General features: G+C 65.0%; 16 protein-coding genes. 3 read left to right on the top strand and 13 right to left on the bottom strand.

The features are described from left to right. Nucleotides 1-24: 24 nt before the first annotated feature. The 9 genes from PRJ_RS11385 to PRJ_RS11345 all read right to left on the bottom strand — a co-directional run bounded on the left by PRJ_RS11385 (nt 25) and on the right by PRJ_RS11345 (nt 12,053). A complete protein-coding gene (locus PRJ_RS11385; RefSeq protein ID WP_104961426.1) occupies nt 25-1,632 on the bottom strand; it encodes a 5-guanidino-2-oxopentanoate decarboxylase in 1,608 nt (535 codons plus the stop codon). Then, nucleotides 1,625-3,742: an acetate--CoA ligase family protein gene (locus PRJ_RS11380; protein ID WP_104961425.1), complete on the bottom strand. Its 2,118-nt coding sequence runs from the start codon at nt 3,740-3,742 to the stop codon at nt 1,625-1,627. The genes PRJ_RS11385 and PRJ_RS11380 overlap by 8 nt, the downstream gene beginning before the upstream one ends. Before the next feature lie 17 nt (nt 3,743-3,759). Then, nucleotides 3,760-4,920 carry an acyl-CoA dehydrogenase family protein gene (locus PRJ_RS11375; protein WP_010954560.1) on the bottom strand — a complete coding sequence of 387 codons (1,161 nt, stop codon included), beginning with the start codon at nt 4,918-4,920 and terminating at the stop codon, nt 3,760-3,762. Between the two features lie 33 nt (nt 4,921-4,953). Beyond that, the gene (locus PRJ_RS11370; protein ID WP_104961424.1) at nt 4,954-5,748 is read right to left on the bottom strand and encodes an enoyl-CoA hydratase/isomerase family protein; all 795 of its coding nucleotides are present in this window, start codon (nt 5,746-5,748) and stop codon (nt 4,954-4,956) included. Nucleotides 5,749-5,987: 239 nt separating this feature from the next. After that, a complete protein-coding gene (locus PRJ_RS11365; RefSeq protein WP_003256132.1) occupies nt 5,988-7,394 on the bottom strand; it encodes an amino acid permease in 1,407 nt (468 codons plus the stop codon). Nucleotides 7,395-7,590: 196 nt separating this feature from the next. Further along, a complete protein-coding gene (locus PRJ_RS11360; RefSeq protein WP_104961423.1) occupies nt 7,591-9,843 on the bottom strand; it encodes an ATP-binding protein in 2,253 nt (750 codons plus the stop codon). Continuing rightward, complete coding sequence (locus tag PRJ_RS11355) at nt 9,840-10,622, bottom strand: ABC transporter substrate-binding protein (RefSeq protein ID WP_070095782.1); 783 nt, start codon at nt 10,620-10,622, stop codon at nt 9,840-9,842. The genes PRJ_RS11360 and PRJ_RS11355 overlap by 4 nt, the downstream gene beginning before the upstream one ends. Further along, the gene (locus PRJ_RS11350; protein ID WP_010954565.1) at nt 10,619-11,335 is read right to left on the bottom strand and encodes a response regulator; all 717 of its coding nucleotides are present in this window, start codon (nt 11,333-11,335) and stop codon (nt 10,619-10,621) included. The genes PRJ_RS11355 and PRJ_RS11350 overlap by 4 nt, the downstream gene beginning before the upstream one ends. A 73-nt stretch (nt 11,336-11,408) precedes the next feature. Next, complete coding sequence (locus PRJ_RS11345) at nt 11,409-12,053, bottom strand: TetR family transcriptional regulator C-terminal domain-containing protein (protein ID WP_010954566.1); 645 nt, start codon at nt 12,051-12,053, stop codon at nt 11,409-11,411. Between the two features lie 116 nt (nt 12,054-12,169). Here PRJ_RS11345 and PRJ_RS11340 point away from each other — a divergent pair, with 116 nt between their 5' ends. Continuing rightward, a complete protein-coding gene (locus PRJ_RS11340; RefSeq protein WP_104961422.1) occupies nt 12,170-12,916 on the top strand; it encodes an enoyl-CoA hydratase-related protein in 747 nt (248 codons plus the stop codon). Nucleotides 12,917-12,969: 53 nt separating this feature from the next. Here the strand turns inward: PRJ_RS11340 and PRJ_RS11335 are convergent, their stop codons facing one another. The 3 genes from PRJ_RS11335 to PRJ_RS11325 are packed head-to-tail and all read right to left on the bottom strand — an operon-like array spanning nt 12,970 to nt 17,142. After that, on the bottom strand, nt 12,970-14,028 hold the full coding sequence (locus PRJ_RS11335; RefSeq protein WP_104961421.1) for a lipocalin-like domain-containing protein: 1,059 nt from the start codon (nt 14,026-14,028) through the stop codon (nt 12,970-12,972). Continuing rightward, a complete protein-coding gene (locus PRJ_RS11330) occupies nt 14,018-16,477 on the bottom strand; it encodes an ABC transporter permease (RefSeq protein WP_104961420.1) in 2,460 nt (819 codons plus the stop codon). Before PRJ_RS11330 ends, PRJ_RS11335 begins: the two co-directional genes overlap by 11 nt. Continuing rightward, on the bottom strand, nt 16,477-17,142 hold the full coding sequence (locus PRJ_RS11325) for an ABC transporter ATP-binding protein (protein ID WP_010954570.1): 666 nt from the start codon (nt 17,140-17,142) through the stop codon (nt 16,477-16,479). Before PRJ_RS11325 ends, PRJ_RS11330 begins: the two co-directional genes overlap by 1 nt. 275 nt (nt 17,143-17,417) lie before the next feature. On the opposite strand from PRJ_RS11325, the gene PRJ_RS11320 reads away from it, so the two are divergent. After that, nucleotides 17,418-18,485 (top strand): aromatic ring-hydroxylating dioxygenase subunit alpha, encoded by a 1,068-nt coding sequence (locus PRJ_RS11320; RefSeq protein WP_021782072.1) that lies wholly within the window; start codon nt 17,418-17,420, stop codon nt 18,483-18,485. Between the two features lie 12 nt (nt 18,486-18,497). Beyond that, a complete protein-coding gene (locus PRJ_RS11315) occupies nt 18,498-19,448 on the top strand; it encodes a PDR/VanB family oxidoreductase (RefSeq protein ID WP_020192346.1) in 951 nt (316 codons plus the stop codon). A gap of 6 nt (nt 19,449-19,454) precedes the next feature. Here PRJ_RS11315 and PRJ_RS11310 read toward each other — a convergent pair whose 3' ends face one another. Next, nucleotides 19,455-20,168, bottom strand: a complete 714-nt coding sequence (locus tag PRJ_RS11310; protein WP_003256147.1) for a GntR family transcriptional regulator — start codon at nt 20,166-20,168, stop codon at nt 19,455-19,457. Nucleotides 20,169-20,176: the final 8 nt, after the last annotated feature.

The following is a 20,176-nucleotide window of genomic DNA, read 5'->3' as shown; positions in this document are numbered from 1 at the left end:
CGTGTTCTTGTCGTAGTGCGCGCCTTAACAGACGCAGGTGTGTTTGAGTTCGATGAACGTCACGCCGGCGGTGGCGAAGCCGCTGGCCAGGTCGGCCTGCAGCGCGTCCAGGTCGCGTGGCTGGTGCGTTGTGCAACCGAAGGCGCGGGCCAGGCCGATGAAATCCGGGTTGCGCGGTAACACGCCGACCGGCTCGATATCCAGGCCGAGCATATCGTCGCGGATCTGGCCGAGGGCGTCATTGTTCCAAAGCAACACCACCAGCGGCCGGTGCAGCTCCTCAACGGCAGTGGCCAGTTCCTGCGCGGTGTACAGGAAGCCGCCATCACCCACCAGTACCAGGCCGGGGCGGTGGTCGCTGGCGAACATGCCACCGATGCCAGCCGGCAGGCCGTAGCCGAGGGTGCCGTAACCGGTGGGGTGCAGCCAGCTACGTGGCGCCCGGCTGGCGAAGGCGTAGTTGCCGGTATAGGCCAGCTGGGTCATGTCGCTGCTGATGAAGGCATCGTCAGGCAGTACGGCGGCGATACGGTCCAGAATGGCCTGGTGCGTGGCCTGCAACGGGGCATGCCCATTGCGGATGGCCTGGCGCAGGGTGGCCACCGCCGCGCTGGCCTGGGCCGGGTCACGCTGAAGTGCGGGCAGGTGTTCGAGCAAACCGTCCAAGGTTTGCCGGGCATCGCCCTGCAGGGCAATGGCACAGGGGTAGAAATCGTTGAACTTGCGCGGGTCGATGTCGACGCGCAGCAGCTCGCCGCGGATCGGCAGGCGCTCACGCCAGAAGTCGGTGTCGGCCATTTCGGTGCCTACGGCAAGCACCACATCAGCCTGGCTGATCAGTTGCCAGCCGGGTTCGACGCACAGGCTGGCGCCGGCATTGAGTGGCGCGTCTGGTGGCAGCAAGCCCTTGCCGGCCACGCTGGTGAACAGAGGCGCTGCCAGCCGTGTACTGAGTTGCTGCAACTGCTCAGCCGCGTGCAACGCGCCACCCCCGGCAATGAGCATCGGCCGCTGGGCGGCGGCAAGCTTCAGGGCAGCCTGCTCGAGGGTTTCGCGGCACGGCTGGCCACGCCCGGGACGGCGTACCACCTCACCGCTCCAGTCCCGACTGACCGATGCCGCCAGCACGTCCAGGGGCACCGAAATATGCACCGGGCGCGGTCGTTCGCTGTCGAACACTGCCCAGGCGCGCGCGATCAGCTCGGGCAAGTCGTCGCCCTGCAGGGCCACCGCAGAAAACGCCGTGATGGGCGCAGTCATGGCGCGCTGGTCCTGGGTTTCGTGCAGGCAGCCCCAGCCCTTGCCCAGGCTGGCGGTGTGGTTGACGCTGGAAATCACCAGCATCGGCACCGAGTCGGCATAGGCTTGGCCGATGGGGGTGGCGACGTTGGTCACGCCTGGGCCGGTAATGATGAAGCACACCCCCGGCTTGCCACTGACCCGCGCATAGCCGTCGGCCATGAAGCCGGCGCCCTGCTCGTGGCGGGTCAATACATGGCGAATGCCGCTGCCCGGCAGGCCACGGTACAGCTCCAGGGTGTGCACGCCGGGGATGCCGAACACGGTCTCCACGCCGTAGTTGGCTAACAACCGCACCAGCGCCTGGCCGGCCGTCAGGGTAAGGTCATTCATGTCGTTCTCCTTGCGGCTGGCCGAGGCGGATCAGCGCGTCGACTGCGGTGGTACCGTTGGCACCGACCATCAATGGGTTCACATCCAGCTCCAGCAACTGCCCGGCGTTTTCGCAGGCGTAATCGGCGACTGCGCGGATGGCAGAGACCAAGGCGTCGAGGTCGGCAGCCGGGCGGCCACGGAAGCCTTGCAGCAGGCTGGCACTGCGCAGGTTCAGCAGTGCGGCGCGGATGGCGCTGTCGGTGGTGGGCAACAACAGGCTGACACTGTCCTTGAGCAGTTCGACCAGCACGCCGCCGGCACCGATCACCAAGGCCAGGGCAAAGTCGTTTTCACGCTTGATGCCCACTATGAGCTCGGCCAAGGGCGGCTCGGCCATGGGCTCGAGCAGCACCTGATCAAACGCAACCTGCGGGGCGTAGTCAGCGATGCACTGGCGCATCTGCACCAGTGCAGCTTCCAGGGCGCGGGCATCACGCAGGTTCAACGCCACAGCGCCAGCTTCGGTCTTGTGTGGCAGCTGCGCGCTGACCGCCTTCAGTACCAAGGGGTAACCCACGCGGGCGGCGTCTGCCACGGCGCGTTCGGGCGTACTCAGCACGCCCGCAGGCACGGGCAGGCCGAAGGCGCGCAGGGCCTGCTTGGATTGCCATTCATCCAACAGTCGGCTTTCGCCCGTGAGGGCCTGCGGGCACAGCGGTACCCGCGCAGCCTCGCCCTGGTCCAGCAACCGCTGGCGGTTCCTTTGGTAAGCGACGATGCGCCCCCAGGCCGCCAGGCCATCTTCCACGCCCTGCAGGGCTGCGATGCCCCGCGCATGCAGGCGCTCACGCGCACTGGCAGGCAACAGTTCCGGGAAAGCCGAGGTGACGAAGCCGATCTTGCCGTGGCGTTCAACGGCATCGCAGTACAGCCCCAGCAGCAGGTCACATTCCTTGCGCTCGCCGGTGAACGCCGCCGGGTAGTCCAGCACCAGCATCGCCGCGCCTGCGGCGCCGCTCAGGGTGTTGTCGAGCATGCGTTGCAGGGCGGCTTCATCGCCCCAGATGGCAGTGGTGAAGTCCAGTGGGTTGACCAGGTTGGCATAGCCCGGCAACACCTCGGCCAGTGCCGCCACCTGCCCTTGCGCGAGCTTCGGCAGTTGCAACTGGTTGCGTTCGGCATAGTCGGCAATCAGCCCGGCATCGCCGCCTGAGCAGGCCAGCGCAATCAGCTCGCCATCTGCCGGCAAGCGTCCGCAGGCTGCGGCCTTGAGCGTTTCGACAAAGCTCACCGGGCCGCTGACGCGGATCACGCCCAGGCGCTGGAACAGGCTGTCGTACAACGCATCGGAGCCGGACAACGAGCTGGTGTGGCTGAGTGCCAGTTCAGCGCCGATCTGCGAAACGCCCGTCTTCAATGCAATGATCGGCGTGCCCTGCTGCAGCGCCTTGCAAGCGGCGCGGGCGAAGCCCGGCACGTTCTTCAGGCCTTCCAGGTGCAGGCCGATGGCGGTTACCCGTGGGTCGTCGAGCAGCACATCCATCAGCTCGGCCACACCCAGTTGCGCCTGGTTGCCGACCGAGGCCATGTAGGCCACCGGCAGGGAGCGGTCGCTCATGGACAGGTTATAGGCGAAGTTGCCACTTTGCGTGAGGATCGCCACCCCCTTCTCCACCTGCTGGCCACCATGCGCCACCGGCCACAGGGCGGCACCGTGCAGGTAGTCGAGCAAGCCATAGCAGTTGGGGCCGAGCAAGGCCATGTTGCCGGCGACGTCGAGCAGGCGTTGCTGCAACTGGTAGCCCTCCTCCCCGCTTTCGGCAAAGCCCGAGGCGTAGCAGATGGCGCCACCGGCCCCGCGTGCAGCCAGCTCGGCAACGCACTGCAGGGTCAGCTCGCGGTTGGTGGCGATGAACACTGCGTCCGGGGCGTAGGGCAAGTCGGCCACCCGTGCCACGCAAGGGATGCCTTCGAGGCTTTCATGCTGCGGGTTGACCAGCCACAGCTCACCGGCAAAGCCACCTTCGGCGCATCGCTTGAGCGCCCGCGCCATGCTGCGCCCGCCGATAAAAGCCAGGTGCCGGGGCGCCAGCAGGCGCTTGAGGTTGTCACGAATCGATTGCGACATGGATGTTCTCCTGGCGCTCAGCGCAGCAGCGGGCGCAGCAGTTCGCGGGCGATGATATGCCGCTGGATTTCCGAAGTGCCCTCCCAGATGCGCTCGATACGCGCGTTGCGCCAGATGCGCTCAACCGGCCCTTCATCCATCAGGCCCATGCCACCGAAGATCTGCACCGCTTCGTCGGCGACCTTGCCCAGCACCTCGCTGGCAAACAGCTTGGCCATGCCGGCCTCACCGTCGGTCATGTTGCCCTGGTCCATCTTCCAGGCGGTGTGCAGGGTGAGCATCTCGGCCGCGCGGATCTGCGTGGCCATGTCGGCCAGCTTGAACGACACCCCCTGATAGCTGCCGATGGCCTGGCCGAACTGCTTGCGGTCGGCGGCCCATTGCAGCGACAGGTCGAGGGCGCGCTGGGCCTGGCCCACGCAGTTGGCGGCGACCATCACCCGGCCGGCGGTAAGCCAGGCGTTGGCCACTTCCCAGCCCTTGCCCACTTCGCCCAGCACCTTGCTGGCCGGCACCCGGCAGTCGTCGAAGAACAGCTCGTAGGTGTGATAACCACGGTTGCTCACGCACTTGGGACCACGGCGGATGGTCATGCCCGGCGTACCCCGGTCGACCAGCAAGGCGGTGACCGCATTGCGCTTGCGCCCGTTGTGCTCATAGGTGTCGGTGACAGCGAAGACAATGGCGAAATCGGCGTGGCCCGCGTGGCTGATGAAGTGCTTGCTGCCGTTGATGACAAAGTCATCGCCCTGGCGCACGGCGCGGGTCTTGATGGCGTTGGCATCAGAGCCGGCGCCCGGTTCGGTGAGGGCGAAGCAGTCGACCTTCTCGCCCTGCACGCACGGCAGCAGGTAGTCGTTGATCTGTTCGTCCTTGCAGGCCATGAGGATTTTCGACGGCCGTGCAACGAAGACATGCAGCGCCCAGGACACCTTGGACAGCTCACGTTCGATCAGCGCCTGGGACAGGTAGTCCAGGCCGCCCCCTCCCACTTCCTCGGGCATGTTGAAGGCATAGAACCCGGCAGCGATGGCCTTGCCACGGATCTGTGCGGCCAGTTCGGGTGACACGGCGTCGGCGCGGTCCACCGCTTCCTCATGGGGCAGCAGCTCCTTGGCAACAAAGCTGCGTACCGCTTCCACCAACATTTCTTGTTCTTGGGTCAGTTGGAAATTCATCTGCGAAGGTCCTGATGAGGGTCGGGTATCGGATTACTGGCCGGTAAAACGGGGGGCGCGACGTTCCACCGAGGCTTGCAGGGCCTCGGCGCCATCCTGGCTGCGGCCACACAGCAGGCCGGCGTGGCGCTCGGCTTCCAGCTGTTCAGCCAGCGTGCGCCGGGCACCGTCGCGTATCAGCCGCTTGGTCTGCGCATAGGCGAAGGTCGGGCCATTGGCCAGGCGCCCGGCCAGTTCGGCGGTAACGGCAGGCAACTGCTCGTCGGCGCAGACTTCGCTGACCAACCCGGCGGCCAGGGCTCGATCGGCGCCCCACAGCTCGTCGAGGAACAGCAGGCGCTTGGCCTGCTCGCTGCCGATCAGCCGGGGCAGGTGCCAGCTGGCGCCGGCATCGGGGCTGTAGCCCATGCTGGTGTAGCCGGCCTTGAAGCGCGCCGAGGCGGCGGCGATGCGCAGGTCGCAGCACAGGCTGAGGTCCATGCCACCGCCCACGGCGGTGCCGTTGATGGCGGCGATGGTGGGTTTGTCGAGGCTGTGCAGGCGCAGCATCAGGGCATGGGCAGTTTCGGTCCAGCCGTAGCTTTCCAGGGTGCCCGCCGCTTCGGCGGCTGCCCATTCGGCCAGGTCGGCGCCAGCGCAGAAGCTGCGGCCGCTGCCGGTCAGCACCACCACGCGTACGGCGGGGTCGTCGGCATGGCTGTCGAGCAAGGCGTGCAGTTGCTTGAGGGTGGGAATGTCCAGCGCGTTGCGCTGCTCGGGGCGGTTGAGGGTGATCCAGGCAACGCCGGCTTCGACCTTGCTCAACAGTGACGACGACGGGGTAGTCATGGGGGGCCTCGGTGTTGTTGTGATGGTGTTGGAGGACTTGATGAGGGAGATACTAAACGAGTGTTCAGCAAGGCGGGATGGGCTGTTACAACTTCGCACAACTCGGTATCTGGCGTTACACAAGGGCGTTCGTCATGACGGCTTTATGGCCTGTGAGATCGCGCACCGCACGGGCGGCGCTCGACCTCACAGGCGCTGAAAATGCAGCGACCAACACCAGCCGACGACAAGCTGCGGCGTCAAACCCCTGGTGCGCTGGGTGCGAAGGCCCCCTGCCGACGGCGGTTGACGAAGAAGTACGCCGCATAGCACAGGGCAATGAAGCCAAAGCCCCAGTACAGTGACGGCCGTTGGGTTTCATCCAGCGCCAGGAATACGAACAGCGAGCTGCACAGGGTGATGCACAGCAGCGGCACCAGTGGGTACAGCGGCGCCTTGTACTTCAGGTCCTGCAGTTGCCCGCCGTCACGCAGCCATGCCTTGCGGAAACGGTACTGCGCCAGGGCGATGACGATCCAGGTCACGGTGCCGGACATACCGCTCACCGCCATCAGCACCATGAACAGCGTGTCAGCCGCGACGAAGCTGGTCATCAGCGAAATCAGCGCAAAGCACAGGGTGATGCTCAGCGCCCGCAGCGGCACGCCACGCTTGCTCAGCGGCGACAGGCTTTTCGGTGCCATGCCAGTCTTGGACATGGCCCAGAGGATGCGCGTGGAGGCATACAACCCGGAGTTGCCCACCGAGAGGATGGCCGTGAGGATGACGAAGTTCATCAAGTCGGCGGCGTAAGGGATGCCGACCATGTCGAACACCTGCACGAACGGGCTTTCCATCAGCCCGGCCTGCTCGTGCGGCACAATGGCAGACAGCACGGCAATCGCCAGCACATAGAAGATCAGCACGCGGAACACCACATTGCGCACCGCCCGCGGGATGCTCTTTTCCGGGTGCTCGGTCTCGCCAGCCGCCACCCCCATGATTTCGCAGCCCTGGAAGGCGTAGACCACAGTCATCATCACCGCGAACACTGCCGACAGGCCGTGAGGGAACAGCGACTCGCCCACCAGGTTGTTCAGCATCGGTGCGGGTGCCCCGCTGCTCAGGGGGATGGCACCGAAGATCACCAGCAGGCCAATGACGATGAAGCCGAGGATGGTTGCCACCTTGATGCCCGAGAACCAGTACTCGGCCTCGCCAAAGGCACGCGTGGCCAGGGCGTTGAGCCCGAACAGCACCACCACGAACAGCGCCGACCAGTACCAGATCGGCACCTCCGGGAACCAGCGGGTCATCAACATGCCGGCAGCGGTGAACTCCAGGCCTACGGTGGTGGCCCAGCTCATCCAGTACACCCAGCCGATCATGAACCCGGTGGCCGGGCCAATGTATTTGGTGGCGTGGGCCTGGAACGAACCGGACACCGGCATCTGCACCGACAGCTCGCCCAGGCAGACCATCACCAGGTACATCAGCAAGCCCGCGACCAGGTAAGCCAGGATCGCGCCCACCGGCCCGCCCTGATTGATGGTTACGCCCGAGCCCATGAACAGGCCGGTTCCAATGACCCCACCCAGCGACAGCATGAAGATGTGCCGGCTTTTCAGGGCGCGGGTGAGCTGGATTTTTTCAACGTTGTCAGTCATGGCACACCTCGCCATTGCGGCCGGTGCGTGGAAGGGTTCGAATGAGGGGCTGAGCGCTACGGCATGTCATTATTCTTGTCTCCAATAAGCCTCATGGACCGTGTGCAACACGGTTGCCATGGATTATTGGAAACGGATGTAAGGCGCCGTTATACGAACGGATCGAAGATGTAAAAAGTCGTAAGTTTTTTGTACGTCAGCTCTGGATCAACTGTTCCAGCGTGGCACTGGCCTGACCTAGCTGGGTAGCCAACGGCTCGCCGAGGGCTTGCATGGCCTGTACGTCATGCTGCCGGGCCGCCTCCTCCAGACCACGCAACACCGTCGCCAGCCCGGTAAACCCCAGGGAATCGCAACTGCCAGCCAGGCGGTGGGCCAGGTGCAGCACTTCGGTGAAGTCCTGGGCTGGTAGCGCCTCGGCCAGCGCCGTGGCGTGCTGCTGCAGTGACTGGCGCAGGACCTTCAGCAGGCCTTGCAACTTCTGCTCCCCCAGCAGTGAACGGTGGGTGTCGAGCAATGACCAGTCCATGTCTGCGCCAGCGCTGGCCACTTCACCGGGCGCTACGTCAGCCAACGCCTTGCGCAGGTTGTCCAGCCGCAACGGTTTGGCCAGTACGCCCTGCATGCCAGCGTCCAGATAACCCGCGACCTGGCCCGGTTGCACGCCGGCCGTCAGCGCCAGGATCCGGCTGTCGCGGTTCGGCCCAGGCGAGGTACGCAGCTGTCGGCACAACGCCACCCCGCTCATGCCCGGCAAGTGCACGTCCAGCAGAACCAGGTCGAAGCGCCGCTGCGCGCATGCCTGCAGGGCTTGGCCGGCGTCTTCGGCAAAGCTTACCCGATGACCGTCGCGCATCAGCAGGCCACCAGCAACCTCACGGTTCAGGGCAACGTCTTCGACCACCAGGATATCCAGGCTGGGCAAGGGCGAAGGAGCTGGTGCCCCCGCTGAGACAGGCTGCCCGCGAGCCATGTCGAGCTCGAACCAAAAGCAGCTGCCCTGCCCTTGAACGCTCTCAAGGCCGATGCTACCGCCCAGTTTTTCCACCAGGTGCTTGCAGATCGCCAGGCCCAGGCCAGTGCCGCCATAGCGCTGGGTCACAGCTTCGCTGGCCTGGACGAAACGGTCGAAGATCTTCGCCTGAACGGCGGGTTCGATGCCGATACCGTTGTCACGGACCGACAGCCGCAAGCGCTGCGAGCATTCGTTACTGGCAAGCACCTGCACCGTAAGCTGTACCTGGCCGTGCTCAGTGAACTTGATGGCATTGGCCAGCAGATTGCTCAGCACCTGTCGCAGGTACTGCTCTGCGCCGTACTGGTACGCGGCCAGTTGCTCATCAACCTGCAGTTGCAGGGTGTCGGCATTCTCCATGGCCATGGGTTCGAGCAACGCCAGCACTTCCTGGCACAACTGACGCAAGGAAAACACCACCCGTTCGGCGCGGCTCTCGCCTTCTTCGAGCCGGGCGAAATACAGCACTTCGTTGAGAATCGCCAACAGCCCTTCGCCAGCCTTGTACAAGGCCTCGACACGCTGGCGGTCGGCGACCTCCAGGCGCCCGCCGCGCAGCAGTTCGGCCATGCCCAGAATACCGTTGAGCGGCGTGCGCAATTCATGGCTCATGGTCGCCAAAAAGCGCGACTTGGCCAGGTTGGCAGCCTCGGCCTCGTCCTTGGCCCGAGCCAGGCTGGCCGTACGCCGCTCGACCATGGCCTGCAATTCGTCGCGTTTGTCCTGCAGTTCCAGGCGGTCACGCTCACGGCGCTCGATATCGCTGAGGATGGCGCGACGCATATCGTCCAGGGCATTGGCCACAGTGTCGATTTCGTCGGGGCGCGATGATCGGCGGCGGCCAAGGCGCAACGGCTCCTGCCACTGGCCGGCGCCAATGCGGCGGGCGAACTCGGCCATCACTTGCAGGTGGCGGGTGACCAGGCGGTAGAACAGCCCTGACAGCGCCACTGCCAGGCCGCACAGAAACACGCCCATCCACAACAGGCTGGCAAGGCCCGTGGCGTAAAGCCGCCGGTGTACCGCGCCAAGGTCGATGCTGACTTCCAGTTCGCCCAGGTGCCTGACCGGCCCTGAGGGCGGCTGATAGTCGAGGGGGAAGCGCTCTATGCGCAGCGGCCCTTGGGGGTCGGCATCACCGCGTAACAATGTGAAATCATCACTGACCAGACGCACCCGCGCCACATCGGAAAAGTCCACCAGGCCGCGCAACTGAACATCCAGCTGCGCCTCGTCGAGGTCCCACAGGCTGCGCTCCAGGCTGGCCAGGTAGCCGGCGCGGATCAACGCCATGCGTGCCTCAATATCCCGCATTTCGCGACGGTACTCGAAGTACAGCTGCACGCCGCTGGCCAGCACCGTGAAGCACAAGCTGAACAGCAGGATGAACAGCAGCAGGCGGCGCAGCAGGCCATCGGTGCGCAGGCGGATCATCGTGCATCCGCCGGCAGGTTGATCATGTCGCGGTAAGTGACCTCACTTTGCTCAAGCCAACGCGCGATCTCGCCCGCCTGGTTCATCCGCTGCAACTGCGCGTCGATTTCAGCCATGTGCTGGCTCAAGGGTGACTGTCGCGATACCGCCACCCGCAGGTAGTCCACGCTCAGTGCCGTGGGCAATGCGCGAATATCCTGCGCCCCGGGCAGGTGTTCGATGAACAGCAGCCCGGTGCGCCGCTCCTGAATCACATAGTCGATGCGCCCGCGGATCAGCTTGCCGAAATTCTGCTGGCTGGACGATACCCGCTCGATGTTCTGGTGGCGGGCGACGAAGCGGTCGAACTCGGCGCCATAGCTTTCACCGTACAGCAGGCCGCCGCGGTAACCCGCCAGGTCCTCCAGCTGCTGGAACTGCACCGGTCGCTTGCGGTTGTAGAACACGGCCACTTCCTCGCGCACCACCGGCTCCGTGGAAAAACGCATGCGCTGGTCACGTTGGTCGCTGTTGTAGGCCAGGACCACGTCCACCCGCCCGGCGGCGGCGTCCATCAGGCAGCGCTTCCAGTTGCCCAGCACCACGGTTTGCACCTCGTAGCCCATGCGCGCGAACAGTTCGCGCACCACGGTGGGGGCCAGGCCGCGCACCTGATGGCCGTCGCTCCAGGAAATGGGCGGGTACACCGGGTAGTCGCAGTAGCGCACCGGCTCACTGGCACTGGCGTGCAGGGTGGGCAACGTCAAGGCCAGCGCCAACTGCCAGGCGCGAGGAATCATGCTGCCACGCTGGCGGTGAACAGGTAGCCGGTGCCGTGAATGGTGATGATCAACTGCGGTTCGGCCGGGTCGTCATGCAGCTTGCGCCGCAGGCGGCCGACCAGCACGTCGATGGAGCGGTCGTTGGGCACCCACTCGCGGTTGCGAATCTGGTCCATCAACTGGTCGCGGCTGAGGGTGTGGCCGCTGTTGCGCAGGAACACGCTGAGCAACTGGAACTCGCCATGAGTCAGCAGGGTTTGCCCGCCACAGGCGTCGATCAGGCGCCGGCGGTCGGTATCCAGTGCCCAGTCGGCGAACTGCTTCAGCGATTGCGCGCAGGCCGGGGCGGGGTGCGCCTCGCGGGCATGGCGCACGCGGCGGATCAGGTTTTTCGCCCGGGACACCAGCTCGCGGGGGTTGAGCGGTTTGATCACGTAGTCATCTGCGCCGCATTCCAGGCCAACGATGCGGTCGATATCGTCATTGCGCCCGGTGATGAGGATGATGCCAACCTCCGAGCGCACCCGCAGTTCGCGGGTCAGGGTGAGGCCGTCCTTGCCGGGCAGGCGGATGTCCAGCAGCACGAGGTCGACGTCCTGGCTGCCAAGCAGGGCTTCGGCCCTTTCGGCGGTGTCGGCGCAGTGTACGTCGTAGCCTTCCCGGGACAGGTAGGCCTGCAGCAAGTCACGAACAAGCGGATCGTCATCGACGATCAATACCCGAGGCGTCATTGCGTGTTGTCTCTTTTTATTGGTGTTGTTCTACACACTCGCGACAGCAGCGTACTCGTTACTGAACAGGCGATCAACAGCCCTCGGACAGGCTGAAGCGCCTGCGGCCACCGGCCTGCAGGCCGTCGACCCAGGCCTCGCAGATGATCACGCCCTGCTCGGGGGTGAAGGTGCCGGGGTTCAGGCCCGACTCCAGCCACAGGCCATCAAGCAAGGCGCTCAGGCTGATGGCCGCCAGGTCGGCATCGAAGCCCTGCCAGCCCTCCTCCTCGGCCAGCCTGGCCAGTAGCTGGCCAAGTTCGTTGCGGTACTCGCCGTAGGAGTGGTCGTGCACCTGGTTGATCGCGTCGGCGGTCTTCACCGCCCCCCAGAAGGCCAGCCAGGCATCGAGCAATTGCGGGTCGAGCAGCTCGGCGCAGAACGAGGCACGGAAAAACGCCGACAACCGCTCGCGGGCATTGGGCGCGGCCTGGGCCATGGCCTCGCGCAACAGGCCCATTACCCGACCGGTGACGGCCATGTAAGCCTCTGCCACCAGTTCGTCCTTGCCCGCGTAATGGTGGCTGATCAGCCCGACCGAGACCCCGGCCTCGGCCGAAATCTTGCGGATCGAAGCCCCCTGGAAACCATGGCGTTTGAGGCACACCAGGGTCGCCTCGACCAGGTTGGCTTTGCGCAATTCCGGCAGCATGCGGTGGTAGCGGGCTTCCTGAGTCATCGGTGGGTCTCTGGTTAGGGGTTGGACTGAACGACTGTACAACAAGCCGGACTGCGTGATAAACCCTAAGCGCCACTGCCCGGCAGGGCCCTCTCACAACAACAAAAGCGGCTGCCATGAACGACCTGATCACACGCGAGCTGGACCAAGGCCTGTTGACCCTGGCCTTCAACCGCCCCGACAAGCTCAATGCCCTGAACACTGCCATGTACCAGCTGCTGGGTGACCTGTTGCTGGCGGCAGGTGAAGACCCCGCTGTCGATGCCATCATCATCACCGGTGGGCCGCACTGCTTCAGCGCTGGCAACGACCTTCGCGACTTCCTCGACAACCCGCCCAGCGACCTGGACAGCCCGGTGTTCCGCCTGATGCGGGTGATCATGGGCCTGGACAAGCCGCTGATCGCAGCGGTCAGTGGTGCGGCGATCGGCATCGGGGCCACCCTGTTGCTGCATTGCGACCAGGTGCTGGTCAGCCGCTCGACCAAGCTGCGCATGCCTTTCGCGCCGCTGGGTGTGTGCCCGGAGTTTGGTTCCAGCCTGCTGCTGCCGCGTGTGCTTGGCCAGGCCCGGGCGGCACGCTTGCTGCTGACCAATGCGTTGCTGGATGGCGAACAGATGCTGGCCTGGGGGCTGGCCAATGAGCTGCATGAAAACGGCGAACAATGCCTGGACGCTGCCCGCACGCTGGCGCGGCAGCTGCAAGGCTACCCGCAGGCGGCACTGCGGATCAGCAAGCGGCTGCTCAAGGACAGCCAGCGGGCAGAGCTGGAGGCCACGGTGGCGCGGGAAAGCCAGTTGTTCATCGAATGCTTGCGTACTAAAGAAGCGCGGGCAGTGCTGCGAGGGATGATCAAGGATTGAAGGGTCTGGCGCGACCTTTATGGGAACAACTGTCTTGCTCAAACGTTGTTGCACTAGTACCCGGTCATCTCCAGATACCCGCGCCCGCCCGCACTCCCGTTCAAGCGTACCGGCCCTTCCCAATACGGGAACCGTGTCTGCATCCACGCCTGCGGCTCAACGGCATCGACCTGCACATCCACCCCATGCTCCGGCACTTGCACCCGCCAGCGCGTCGGCACCTGCTTGCCGTTTTTCTGCGCAGACCAGGCCAGCGCCTGCAGCTTGATCTGTGCGGCGTCCAGTGCCACCACGTCCCCTTGTGGCCCTACCCAGGTTCCGGCGCGATACGGTTCCCCGTGGGCCTCCCGCACCTGGAACAGCATCAGCTTGGCGCCACTGTCCAGGTGCAGGGAAAACCAGTCCCAGCCGGTCTGCCCGGGGGCCAACGGCTGGCTGCTCCATTCCCGGTCCAGCCAGGCCTGCCCGGTAACCGCGATGCACAAGCTGCCACGCTGGACCTGCCCCTGGACCTGATAGAACGGCTGGCTGTAATAGTACGAAGCCTGGCCCTTGCCTGATTTTTCGCTGTAGCCCTGTTCACCATGCAGCACCAAGGGAAGATCGCTGTGCAATTGCAGGTCATAGCGAAAACCATCGCCACTTGCGACCATCTGTAGCTGTTCAATACCGCCCTGGCCCTGCAACACCCAGTCATTGATCCATGCGCGAAACGGCTGGGCCTGCACGCCGGCCTGGCCGATCCCCCCCCGCGCCAGGGTTTCAGCAGCCTGATGGCCACCCGGCCCGGTCAGTGCTGCATGCCCCATCCACAGGTTCGGGCTGTTCCAGCCGCTGGTCTCCGGGCCGGTGCGCAAGGCCGAGCGGAACAGTGTCCACTGGGCGCCCCAGTCACGGCCCTGGGCGTCCTTGAGGTTGGCGGTGACATACCACCACTCGATACGAAAGCCGTCGTGGGGGCCGTGGTCATGCGGGAAGACCAGACGATGATCGCGGGTTACCTGGCTGAACTCGCCAGCCTGCTGCCCGAGCCCGGCATAGCTTTGTGGTGCAGGCTGATCACAGCCGCACAACAACAACCCGGTCAGCAACAGCCACGCATTAAGCTTCATCGGCCAATGGCCTCAACAGTTCGCGCGGCTGGCGGCGCGCCAGCTGCCACAGCGGCCAGGCGCAGGCCAACAGGCTGGTGAGCATGCCCAGCACGGTCAACTGCAACAGTTGCATGGGGAACACATAGAGCGGTAACCGCCAGCCGAAGGCCTGCACGTTCACCACCGCGACCAGGCACCAGGCCAGCAACAGCCCAAGCGGAATTGCCAGCAGCACGGTGAAGCTGCTGAGCATGAGTGTCTGCCCCAGGCTCAGCCAGACCAGTTGCATGCGCCGCACCCCCAGCGCCCACAGCGGTGCCAACTGGCCCAGCCGCGCCTGGCCCAGGGTCAGCAGGTTGATGAACAACGCCACACCGGCCACGCCAAGGGTAAGGCTGTTGAGAGCTGCGGTGGCGGCAAAGGTGCGGTTGAAGACGTCGGTCGACCAGCGTTTCAGGCGCGCCTGCTCGACCACCCGGCTGTCATCCAGGGCAAAGTGCCGTTGCAGCGCGTCCTTGAGCGATGCCCCCCCTTCAGCGCTCAGGTCGACACTCAAGCCGGCCAGGGTTGCCTGTGGCCAGTGGGCGCGCAACCAGTCGGCATTGACCAGCACATGCCCCTTGGGGTTGCCGTAATCGGCATAGATCCCCACCACGGGCATGGCTGGCGTGTCTGCGGGCAGCTTCAGGCTGTCTCCCAGTTGCAGGTTCAATCGCCTGGCCAACTGCTCACTGAGCATCAAGCCTTGTCCGCTGGCCAGTTGCTGCCAAGCACGCGAATGCTGTTCCAGCAATGGCCAGCGCGTACGATAGGCAGGGTGATCGACAATGCCCTGCACTTGCACCGGCCAACCTTGCAGCTGCATGTCTGCGCGCCAGCCGGGCAGGACCATGCTGGCCCCGGGCTGCTGCGTGAGCCACTCGACAATCTGCAAGCCTTGGGCCGTGTCCCGCGGGGTGACATACAGGTCGGCGGAGAGGCGCAGGTCAAGCCAACCGACAAACGTCTTGCGAAAACCCTCGGTCATGCTGCCCACGCCAACACTGGCAGCCAGGGCCAGCAAAAGGGCGACCAACGCCAGGCTCAGCGCTGGCAACTGCTGGCGGCTGTCAGCCACGAACCATTGCGCCAATGGCCGGTGGCAACGACGCGCCAGCCAGGCCAGTACCCGATCGAGCAACGCCGGCAACAGCAGTGCCGCCGCCAGCAGCAACCCTGCCAGCATGCCGAACGCGCTAAGCAAGCCAGCCCCGAAGACACCACAGCCCAAGGCCAGCAACAGCAGCAGGCCCGCTAGCAAAGCCTGCCGTTGCAACCATGGCCCCTGCGCCAGTCGCCAGGCCTGGGGTTGCGCCAGCGCCAGCAAAGGCAACCGGGCAGCGCGCATTACACTCTGCAGGCCGGCCAGCAATGCCCCGAGGACACTCACCAGCACACCCAGCAGCCACCAGCCCGCCGGCAGGCTCAACGTGCCGGCGACCTGGGCGCCATACAGGCCACGCAGGCTGGCGGCCACGTCGGGCAGCAGCCACGCGGCCAATGCGTAACCACTGGCCACCCCGGCCAGCCCACCCAGTGCCGCGAACAGGCCCAGCTCCAGCACCAGGGCACCCAGCAGGGTCTTCAGGCTGACGCCGCACGCGCGCAGGTTGCGGATCAGCCCACGGCGCTGCTCCAGCGCCAGACCGATTGCGGCGTGGGCAATGAACAAGCCGACGACGAACGCCAGCAGGCCGAGCGCGGTCAGGTTGAGGTGGAAACTGTCGGTCAGGCGCTGCAAGCCACCATCGTCCTGCCGCGGCTGCAGTTCAAGGTAGCGGGCGATATCTGCAGGCAACGGCCCGGGCGTATCGGCCAGCAGCAGACGAGACAACTGCCCCGGTGCGTTCAGCAACGTCTGCGCGTGGCCGATGTCCACCACGATGACCCCGGGTGCCAACGCAGGCTGCAAAACCATAGGCGGCAGCAACTGCCCTTCACTGTCGCGGGTCGGCGACCCGGGGCTTGTGTTCAGTTGACGCAAGGTGTCTGGCCCAACCCAGGCTTGCCCGGGCGAGCCGACGAACGCTTGCAGGTCGAATGCCTGCACCTGCACCCCGGCAACGCTGCTGGCAGGCGGCAGGCTCAACGGCTCGATGCCGATCAGTCGCACACTGCGTGCGGGCTCGCCCGGCAAGCGCAAGCGCCCTTCCAGCACCGGCGAAACAGCCCAGCCCAACCTGCGCAGTTGCACGTACAACGCCTGATCGAAGCGCTCGCCATTGCGCGCGATCAGTTGCGCCTGCAATGGCCCGGTCAATACCGCGCTGGCCCGGGCATAGTCGCTGCGTGCCTGGCTGTTCAACGCCTGCACGCCGGTCCACAACGCCGTGGCCAGCCACAGGCCAGTGAAGATGCTGAAGCACTGCACACGATGGCGCCGCCAGTGGCTGAGCAGCGCCAACAGGGCCAGCGACAAAAGCTTCATCAGCCCTGCTCGGGCCGCACACGGCCGGCCTGCAGGTAGCAACGGTGCTGCAAACGCGCCGCCAGCCGCGGGCTGTGGGTCACCATCAGTACCCCGCTGCCGGCTTCGGCGACCAACTGCAGCAACAAACTCAGCACCTCGTCACTGCTGGCTTCATCGAGGCTGCCGGTCGGTTCGTCAGCCAACAGCCAGGCCGGGCGCCCGGCAAGCGCACGGCCGATCGCGACGCGCTGCTGCTGGCCGCCAGACAGTTGTTCCGGGTAACGCCCGAGCAGGTCCGCCAGGCCCAGGCGCTGCGCCAGGTAAGCCGCCCAATGCGGGTCATGCCGCCCGGCGAGACGGGCCTGGAAGGTAAGGTTCAGGCCCACGTCCAGGCTGCTGATCAGGTTGTACTGCTGAAACACCAGGCCGATCCCCTCCCGTCGCCACTGCGCCAGCGACGCTTCCGAACGGCCATCGAGCGGAACGTCGTCGATCAGAATACGGCCACTGTCCGCTCGGTCCAGGCCAGCCACCAGGTGCAGCAAAGTACTCTTGCCGCTGCCCGACTCGCCCATCAGCGCCAGGCTGCTGCCCCGCGCCAGGCGCATGTCCACCCCCTGCAAAATGGGGAGCGGGCCTTGGGGGGTGGGGAATGATTTGTAGAGTTGTTCGATGGCTAGCATCGAGTGGCCTTGATGGGTTGGGTGTCCCTTTAGGCATAGCAGGTTCGGCCAGGCCTGCTCCCGCACCGGCCACATTGATCGATCTCGCCGGTGCCTTCCTGTTCAGACGACGTGCCGCTGCAGCCGCCCCCTCGAATCGCAGAGAGCTCAATGGATCCACTAAAAACCGATAATCGCACAGAATCCGCATTTCCTAAGCAAAATTCATTGACCTAGCACGCCGGCCGCAGCCTTAATGGATCCATTAAATAAAAACAAAACCCGGAGAGCCTCCCATGTACCCCAAAAACACCTGGTACGTCGCCTGCACCCCCGATGAGATCGCCACCAAACCCCTTGGCCGGCAGATCTGCGGGGAAAAAATCGTGTTCTACCGCGCCCGCGAGAACCAAGTAGCCGCCGTCGAGGACTTCTGCCCGCACCGCGGCGCACCGTTGTCGTTGGGCTATGTCGAGGACGGCAACCTGGTGTGCGGCTACCACGGCCTGGTGATGGGTTGCGACGGCAAGACCGTGTCGATGCCGGGCCAACGGGTGCGTGGCTTCCCCTGCAACAAGACCTTTGCGGCCGTCGAGCGCTATGGCTTCATCTGGGTCTGGCCCGGTGACCAGGCGCAGGCCGACCCGGCGCTGATTCCGCATCTGGAATGGGCGGTGAATGATGAGTGGGCCTACGGCGGCGGGCTGTTCCACATCGGTTGCGACTACCGCCTGATGATCGACAACCTCATGGACCTCACCCATGAAACCTATGTGCACGCGTCCAGCATCGGCCAGAAGGAGATCGACGAAGCACCGCCGGTCACCACCGTCACCGGCGACGAAGTGGTCACCGCCCGGCACATGGAAAACATCATGGCACCGCCCTTCTGGCGCATGGCCTTGCGTGGCAACGGCCTGGCCGATGATGTACCGGTGGACCGCTGGCAGATCTGCCGTTTCACCCCACCCAGCCATGTACTGATCGAAGTGGGCGTGGCGCATGCCGGCAAGGGTGGCTACCACGCCGATGCACAGCACAAGGCGTCGAGCATCGTGGTCGACTTCATCACCCCGGAAAGCGATACCTCTATCTGGTACTTCTGGGGCATGGCGCGCAACTTCGCTGCGCACGACCAGACCCTGACCGACAACATCCGGGAGGGCCAGGGCAAGATTTTCAGCGAAGACCTGGAAATGCTCGAACGCCAGCAGCAGAACCTGCTGGCCCACCCCGAGCGCAACTTGCTGAAGCTGAACATCGATGCCGGCGGCGTGCAGTCACGCAAGGTGCTGGAGCGGATCATCGCCAAAGAGCGTGCGCCGCAGCCGCAACTGATCGCCACCAGCGCCACCCCTGCCTGAGGAACAGCCGACATGATCGATGCCGTAGTGGTATCCCGTAACGATGAAGCCCAGGGTATCTGCAGCTTCGAGCTGGCAGCGGCAGATGGCAGCTTGCTGCCGGCGTTCAGCGCCGGCGCGCATATCGACGTGCACCTGCCCGACGGGCTGGTGCGCCAGTACTCGCTGTGCAACCACCCCGAAGAACGCCATCGCTATCTGATTGGCGTACTCAACGACCCGGCTTCGCGGGGCGGCTCTCGTAGCCTGCACGAACAGGTGCAGGCCGGTGCCCGGCTGCGTATCAGCGCGCCGCGCAACCTGTTCCCGCTGGCCGAGGGTGCGCAGCGCAGTTTGCTGTTTGCTGGCGGCATCGGCATTACCCCAATCCTGTGCATGGCCGAGCAGCTGTCCCACAGCGGCCAGGCCTTCGAGCTGCACTACTGTGCCCGCTCCAGCGAACGTGCGGCGTTTGTCGAGCGGATTCGCAGCGCGCCGTTCGCTGATCGGCTGTTCGTGCATTTTGACGAGCAGCCGGAAACGGCGCTGGACATCGCCCAGGTGCTGGGCAACCCGCAAGATGATGTGCACCTGTATGTATGCGGGCCGGGCGGGTTCATGCAGCATGTGCTGGACAGCGCGAAGGGCTTGGGCTGGCAGGAGGCCAACCTGCACCGCGAGTACTTCGCCGCAGCACCGGTGGATGCCAGCAACGATGGCAGCTTCTCGGTGCAGGTGGGCAGCACGGGACAGGTGTTCGAGGTGCCAGCCGACCGGACCGTGGTGCAGGTGCTGGAAGAGAACGGTATCGAGATCGCCATGTCGTGCGAGCAGGGTATTTGCGGCACCTGCCTGACACGCGTGCTGCAGGGCACACCGGACCATCGCGATCTGTTTCTCACCGAAGAGGAACAGGCCCTGAACGATCAGTTCACGCCTTGCTGCTCGCGCTCGAAGACGCCGCTGCTGGTGCTGGATATCTGATCCGGCTTACGACGAGGGCAGGATGACTTTCATGCCCGCGTCCGCCGCTGCCCCACCAAAGGTTTCGGCATAGCGCAAGGTGGCATTGGCGTGCTCGCGCATGATCGCTTCAGCGCGGGCACCCTGGCGGTTGACCAGGGCGTCGAACACGGCGTGGTGCTGCATATGGGCGAAGTTGAAGCGCCGGTACTCGCGAGCCAGATCATGGCGGTCCACCGCCAGTGCGGTGACCGAGGCGAATGGCAGGTGGTCGTTGCGCGCCAGGGCAACGGCAATGGCCGGGTTGTGGCTGGCGTCGATGATCACCTGATGAAAGCGCATGTTCAGGTCGTGATAGACCTGCAAGTCGTCTTCGCTCACAAAGCCCTTGTCGAACAGCTGATCGCCGTCCACCAGGCATTGTTGCAACGCAGCGCGTGCTTGCACCGACAAGCCACGTTCTGCAGCCTGACGCGCCGCCAACCCCTCCAGCACACCGCGCACCTCGACCGCACCCGCGATGTCATCGGCGCTGACCGAGCGCACCTGAAACCCCCGGCCACCAAAGCGCACCAGCAGGCCTTCCTGCTCGAGGGTGCGAAATGCCATGCGCACCGGCATGCGTGAAACCCCGAACAGTTCAGCGGTTGGGACTTCCATCAAGCGCTCGCCGGCCGCCAGCTCGCCCGAAGCGATCATCTTGCGCAACGCAACCAGCACCATCTGACCGGGTTTGCTCATCCAGGCGA

It is taken from the genome of Pseudomonas sp. XWY-1 (assembly GCF_002953115.1).
GTDB classification, from domain to species: domain Bacteria; phylum Pseudomonadota; class Gammaproteobacteria; order Pseudomonadales; family Pseudomonadaceae; genus Aquipseudomonas; species Aquipseudomonas alloputida.
The sequence above is the reverse complement of the archived record's forward strand: the minus strand, read 5'-3'. Positions and strand labels throughout refer to the sequence as shown.

Bases quoted from the DNA above. Each gene is read 5' to 3' on its own strand.
- PRJ_RS11385 (WP_104961426.1), bottom strand. From the start codon at position 1,632: ATGAATGACCTTACCCTGACGGCCGGCCAGGCGCTGGTGCGGTTGTTA.
- PRJ_RS11380 (WP_104961425.1), bottom strand. From the start codon at position 3,742: ATGTCGCAATCGATTCGTGACAACCTCAAGCGCCTGCTGGCGCCCCGG.
- PRJ_RS11375 (WP_010954560.1), bottom strand. From the start codon at position 4,920: ATGAATTTCCAACTGACCCAAGAACAAGAAATGTTGGTGGAAGCGGTA.
- PRJ_RS11370 (WP_104961424.1), bottom strand. From the start codon at position 5,748: ATGACTACCCCGTCGTCGTCACTGTTGAGCAAGGTCGAAGCCGGCGTT.
- PRJ_RS11365 (WP_003256132.1), bottom strand. From the start codon at position 7,394: ATGACTGACAACGTTGAAAAAATCCAGCTCACCCGCGCCCTGAAAAGC.
- PRJ_RS11360 (WP_104961423.1), bottom strand. From the start codon at position 9,843: ATGATCCGCCTGCGCACCGATGGCCTGCTGCGCCGCCTGCTGCTGTTC.
- PRJ_RS11355 (WP_070095782.1), bottom strand. From the start codon at position 10,622: ATGATTCCTCGCGCCTGGCAGTTGGCGCTGGCCTTGACGTTGCCCACC.
- PRJ_RS11350 (WP_010954565.1), bottom strand. From the start codon at position 11,335: ATGACGCCTCGGGTATTGATCGTCGATGACGATCCGCTTGTTCGTGAC.
- PRJ_RS11345 (WP_010954566.1), bottom strand. From the start codon at position 12,053: ATGACTCAGGAAGCCCGCTACCACCGCATGCTGCCGGAATTGCGCAAA.
- PRJ_RS11340 (WP_104961422.1), top strand. From the start codon at position 12,170: ATGAACGACCTGATCACACGCGAGCTGGACCAAGGCCTGTTGACCCTG.
- PRJ_RS11335 (WP_104961421.1), bottom strand. From the start codon at position 14,028: ATGAAGCTTAATGCGTGGCTGTTGCTGACCGGGTTGTTGTTGTGCGGC.
- PRJ_RS11330 (WP_104961420.1), bottom strand. From the start codon at position 16,477: ATGAAGCTTTTGTCGCTGGCCCTGTTGGCGCTGCTCAGCCACTGGCGG.
- PRJ_RS11325 (WP_010954570.1), bottom strand. From the start codon at position 17,142: ATGCTAGCCATCGAACAACTCTACAAATCATTCCCCACCCCCCAAGGC.
- PRJ_RS11320 (WP_021782072.1), top strand. From the start codon at position 17,418: ATGTACCCCAAAAACACCTGGTACGTCGCCTGCACCCCCGATGAGATC.
- PRJ_RS11315 (WP_020192346.1), top strand. From the start codon at position 18,498: ATGATCGATGCCGTAGTGGTATCCCGTAACGATGAAGCCCAGGGTATC.
- PRJ_RS11310 (WP_003256147.1), bottom strand. From the start codon at position 20,168: ATGAGCAAACCCGGTCAGATGGTGCTGGTTGCGTTGCGCAAGATGATC.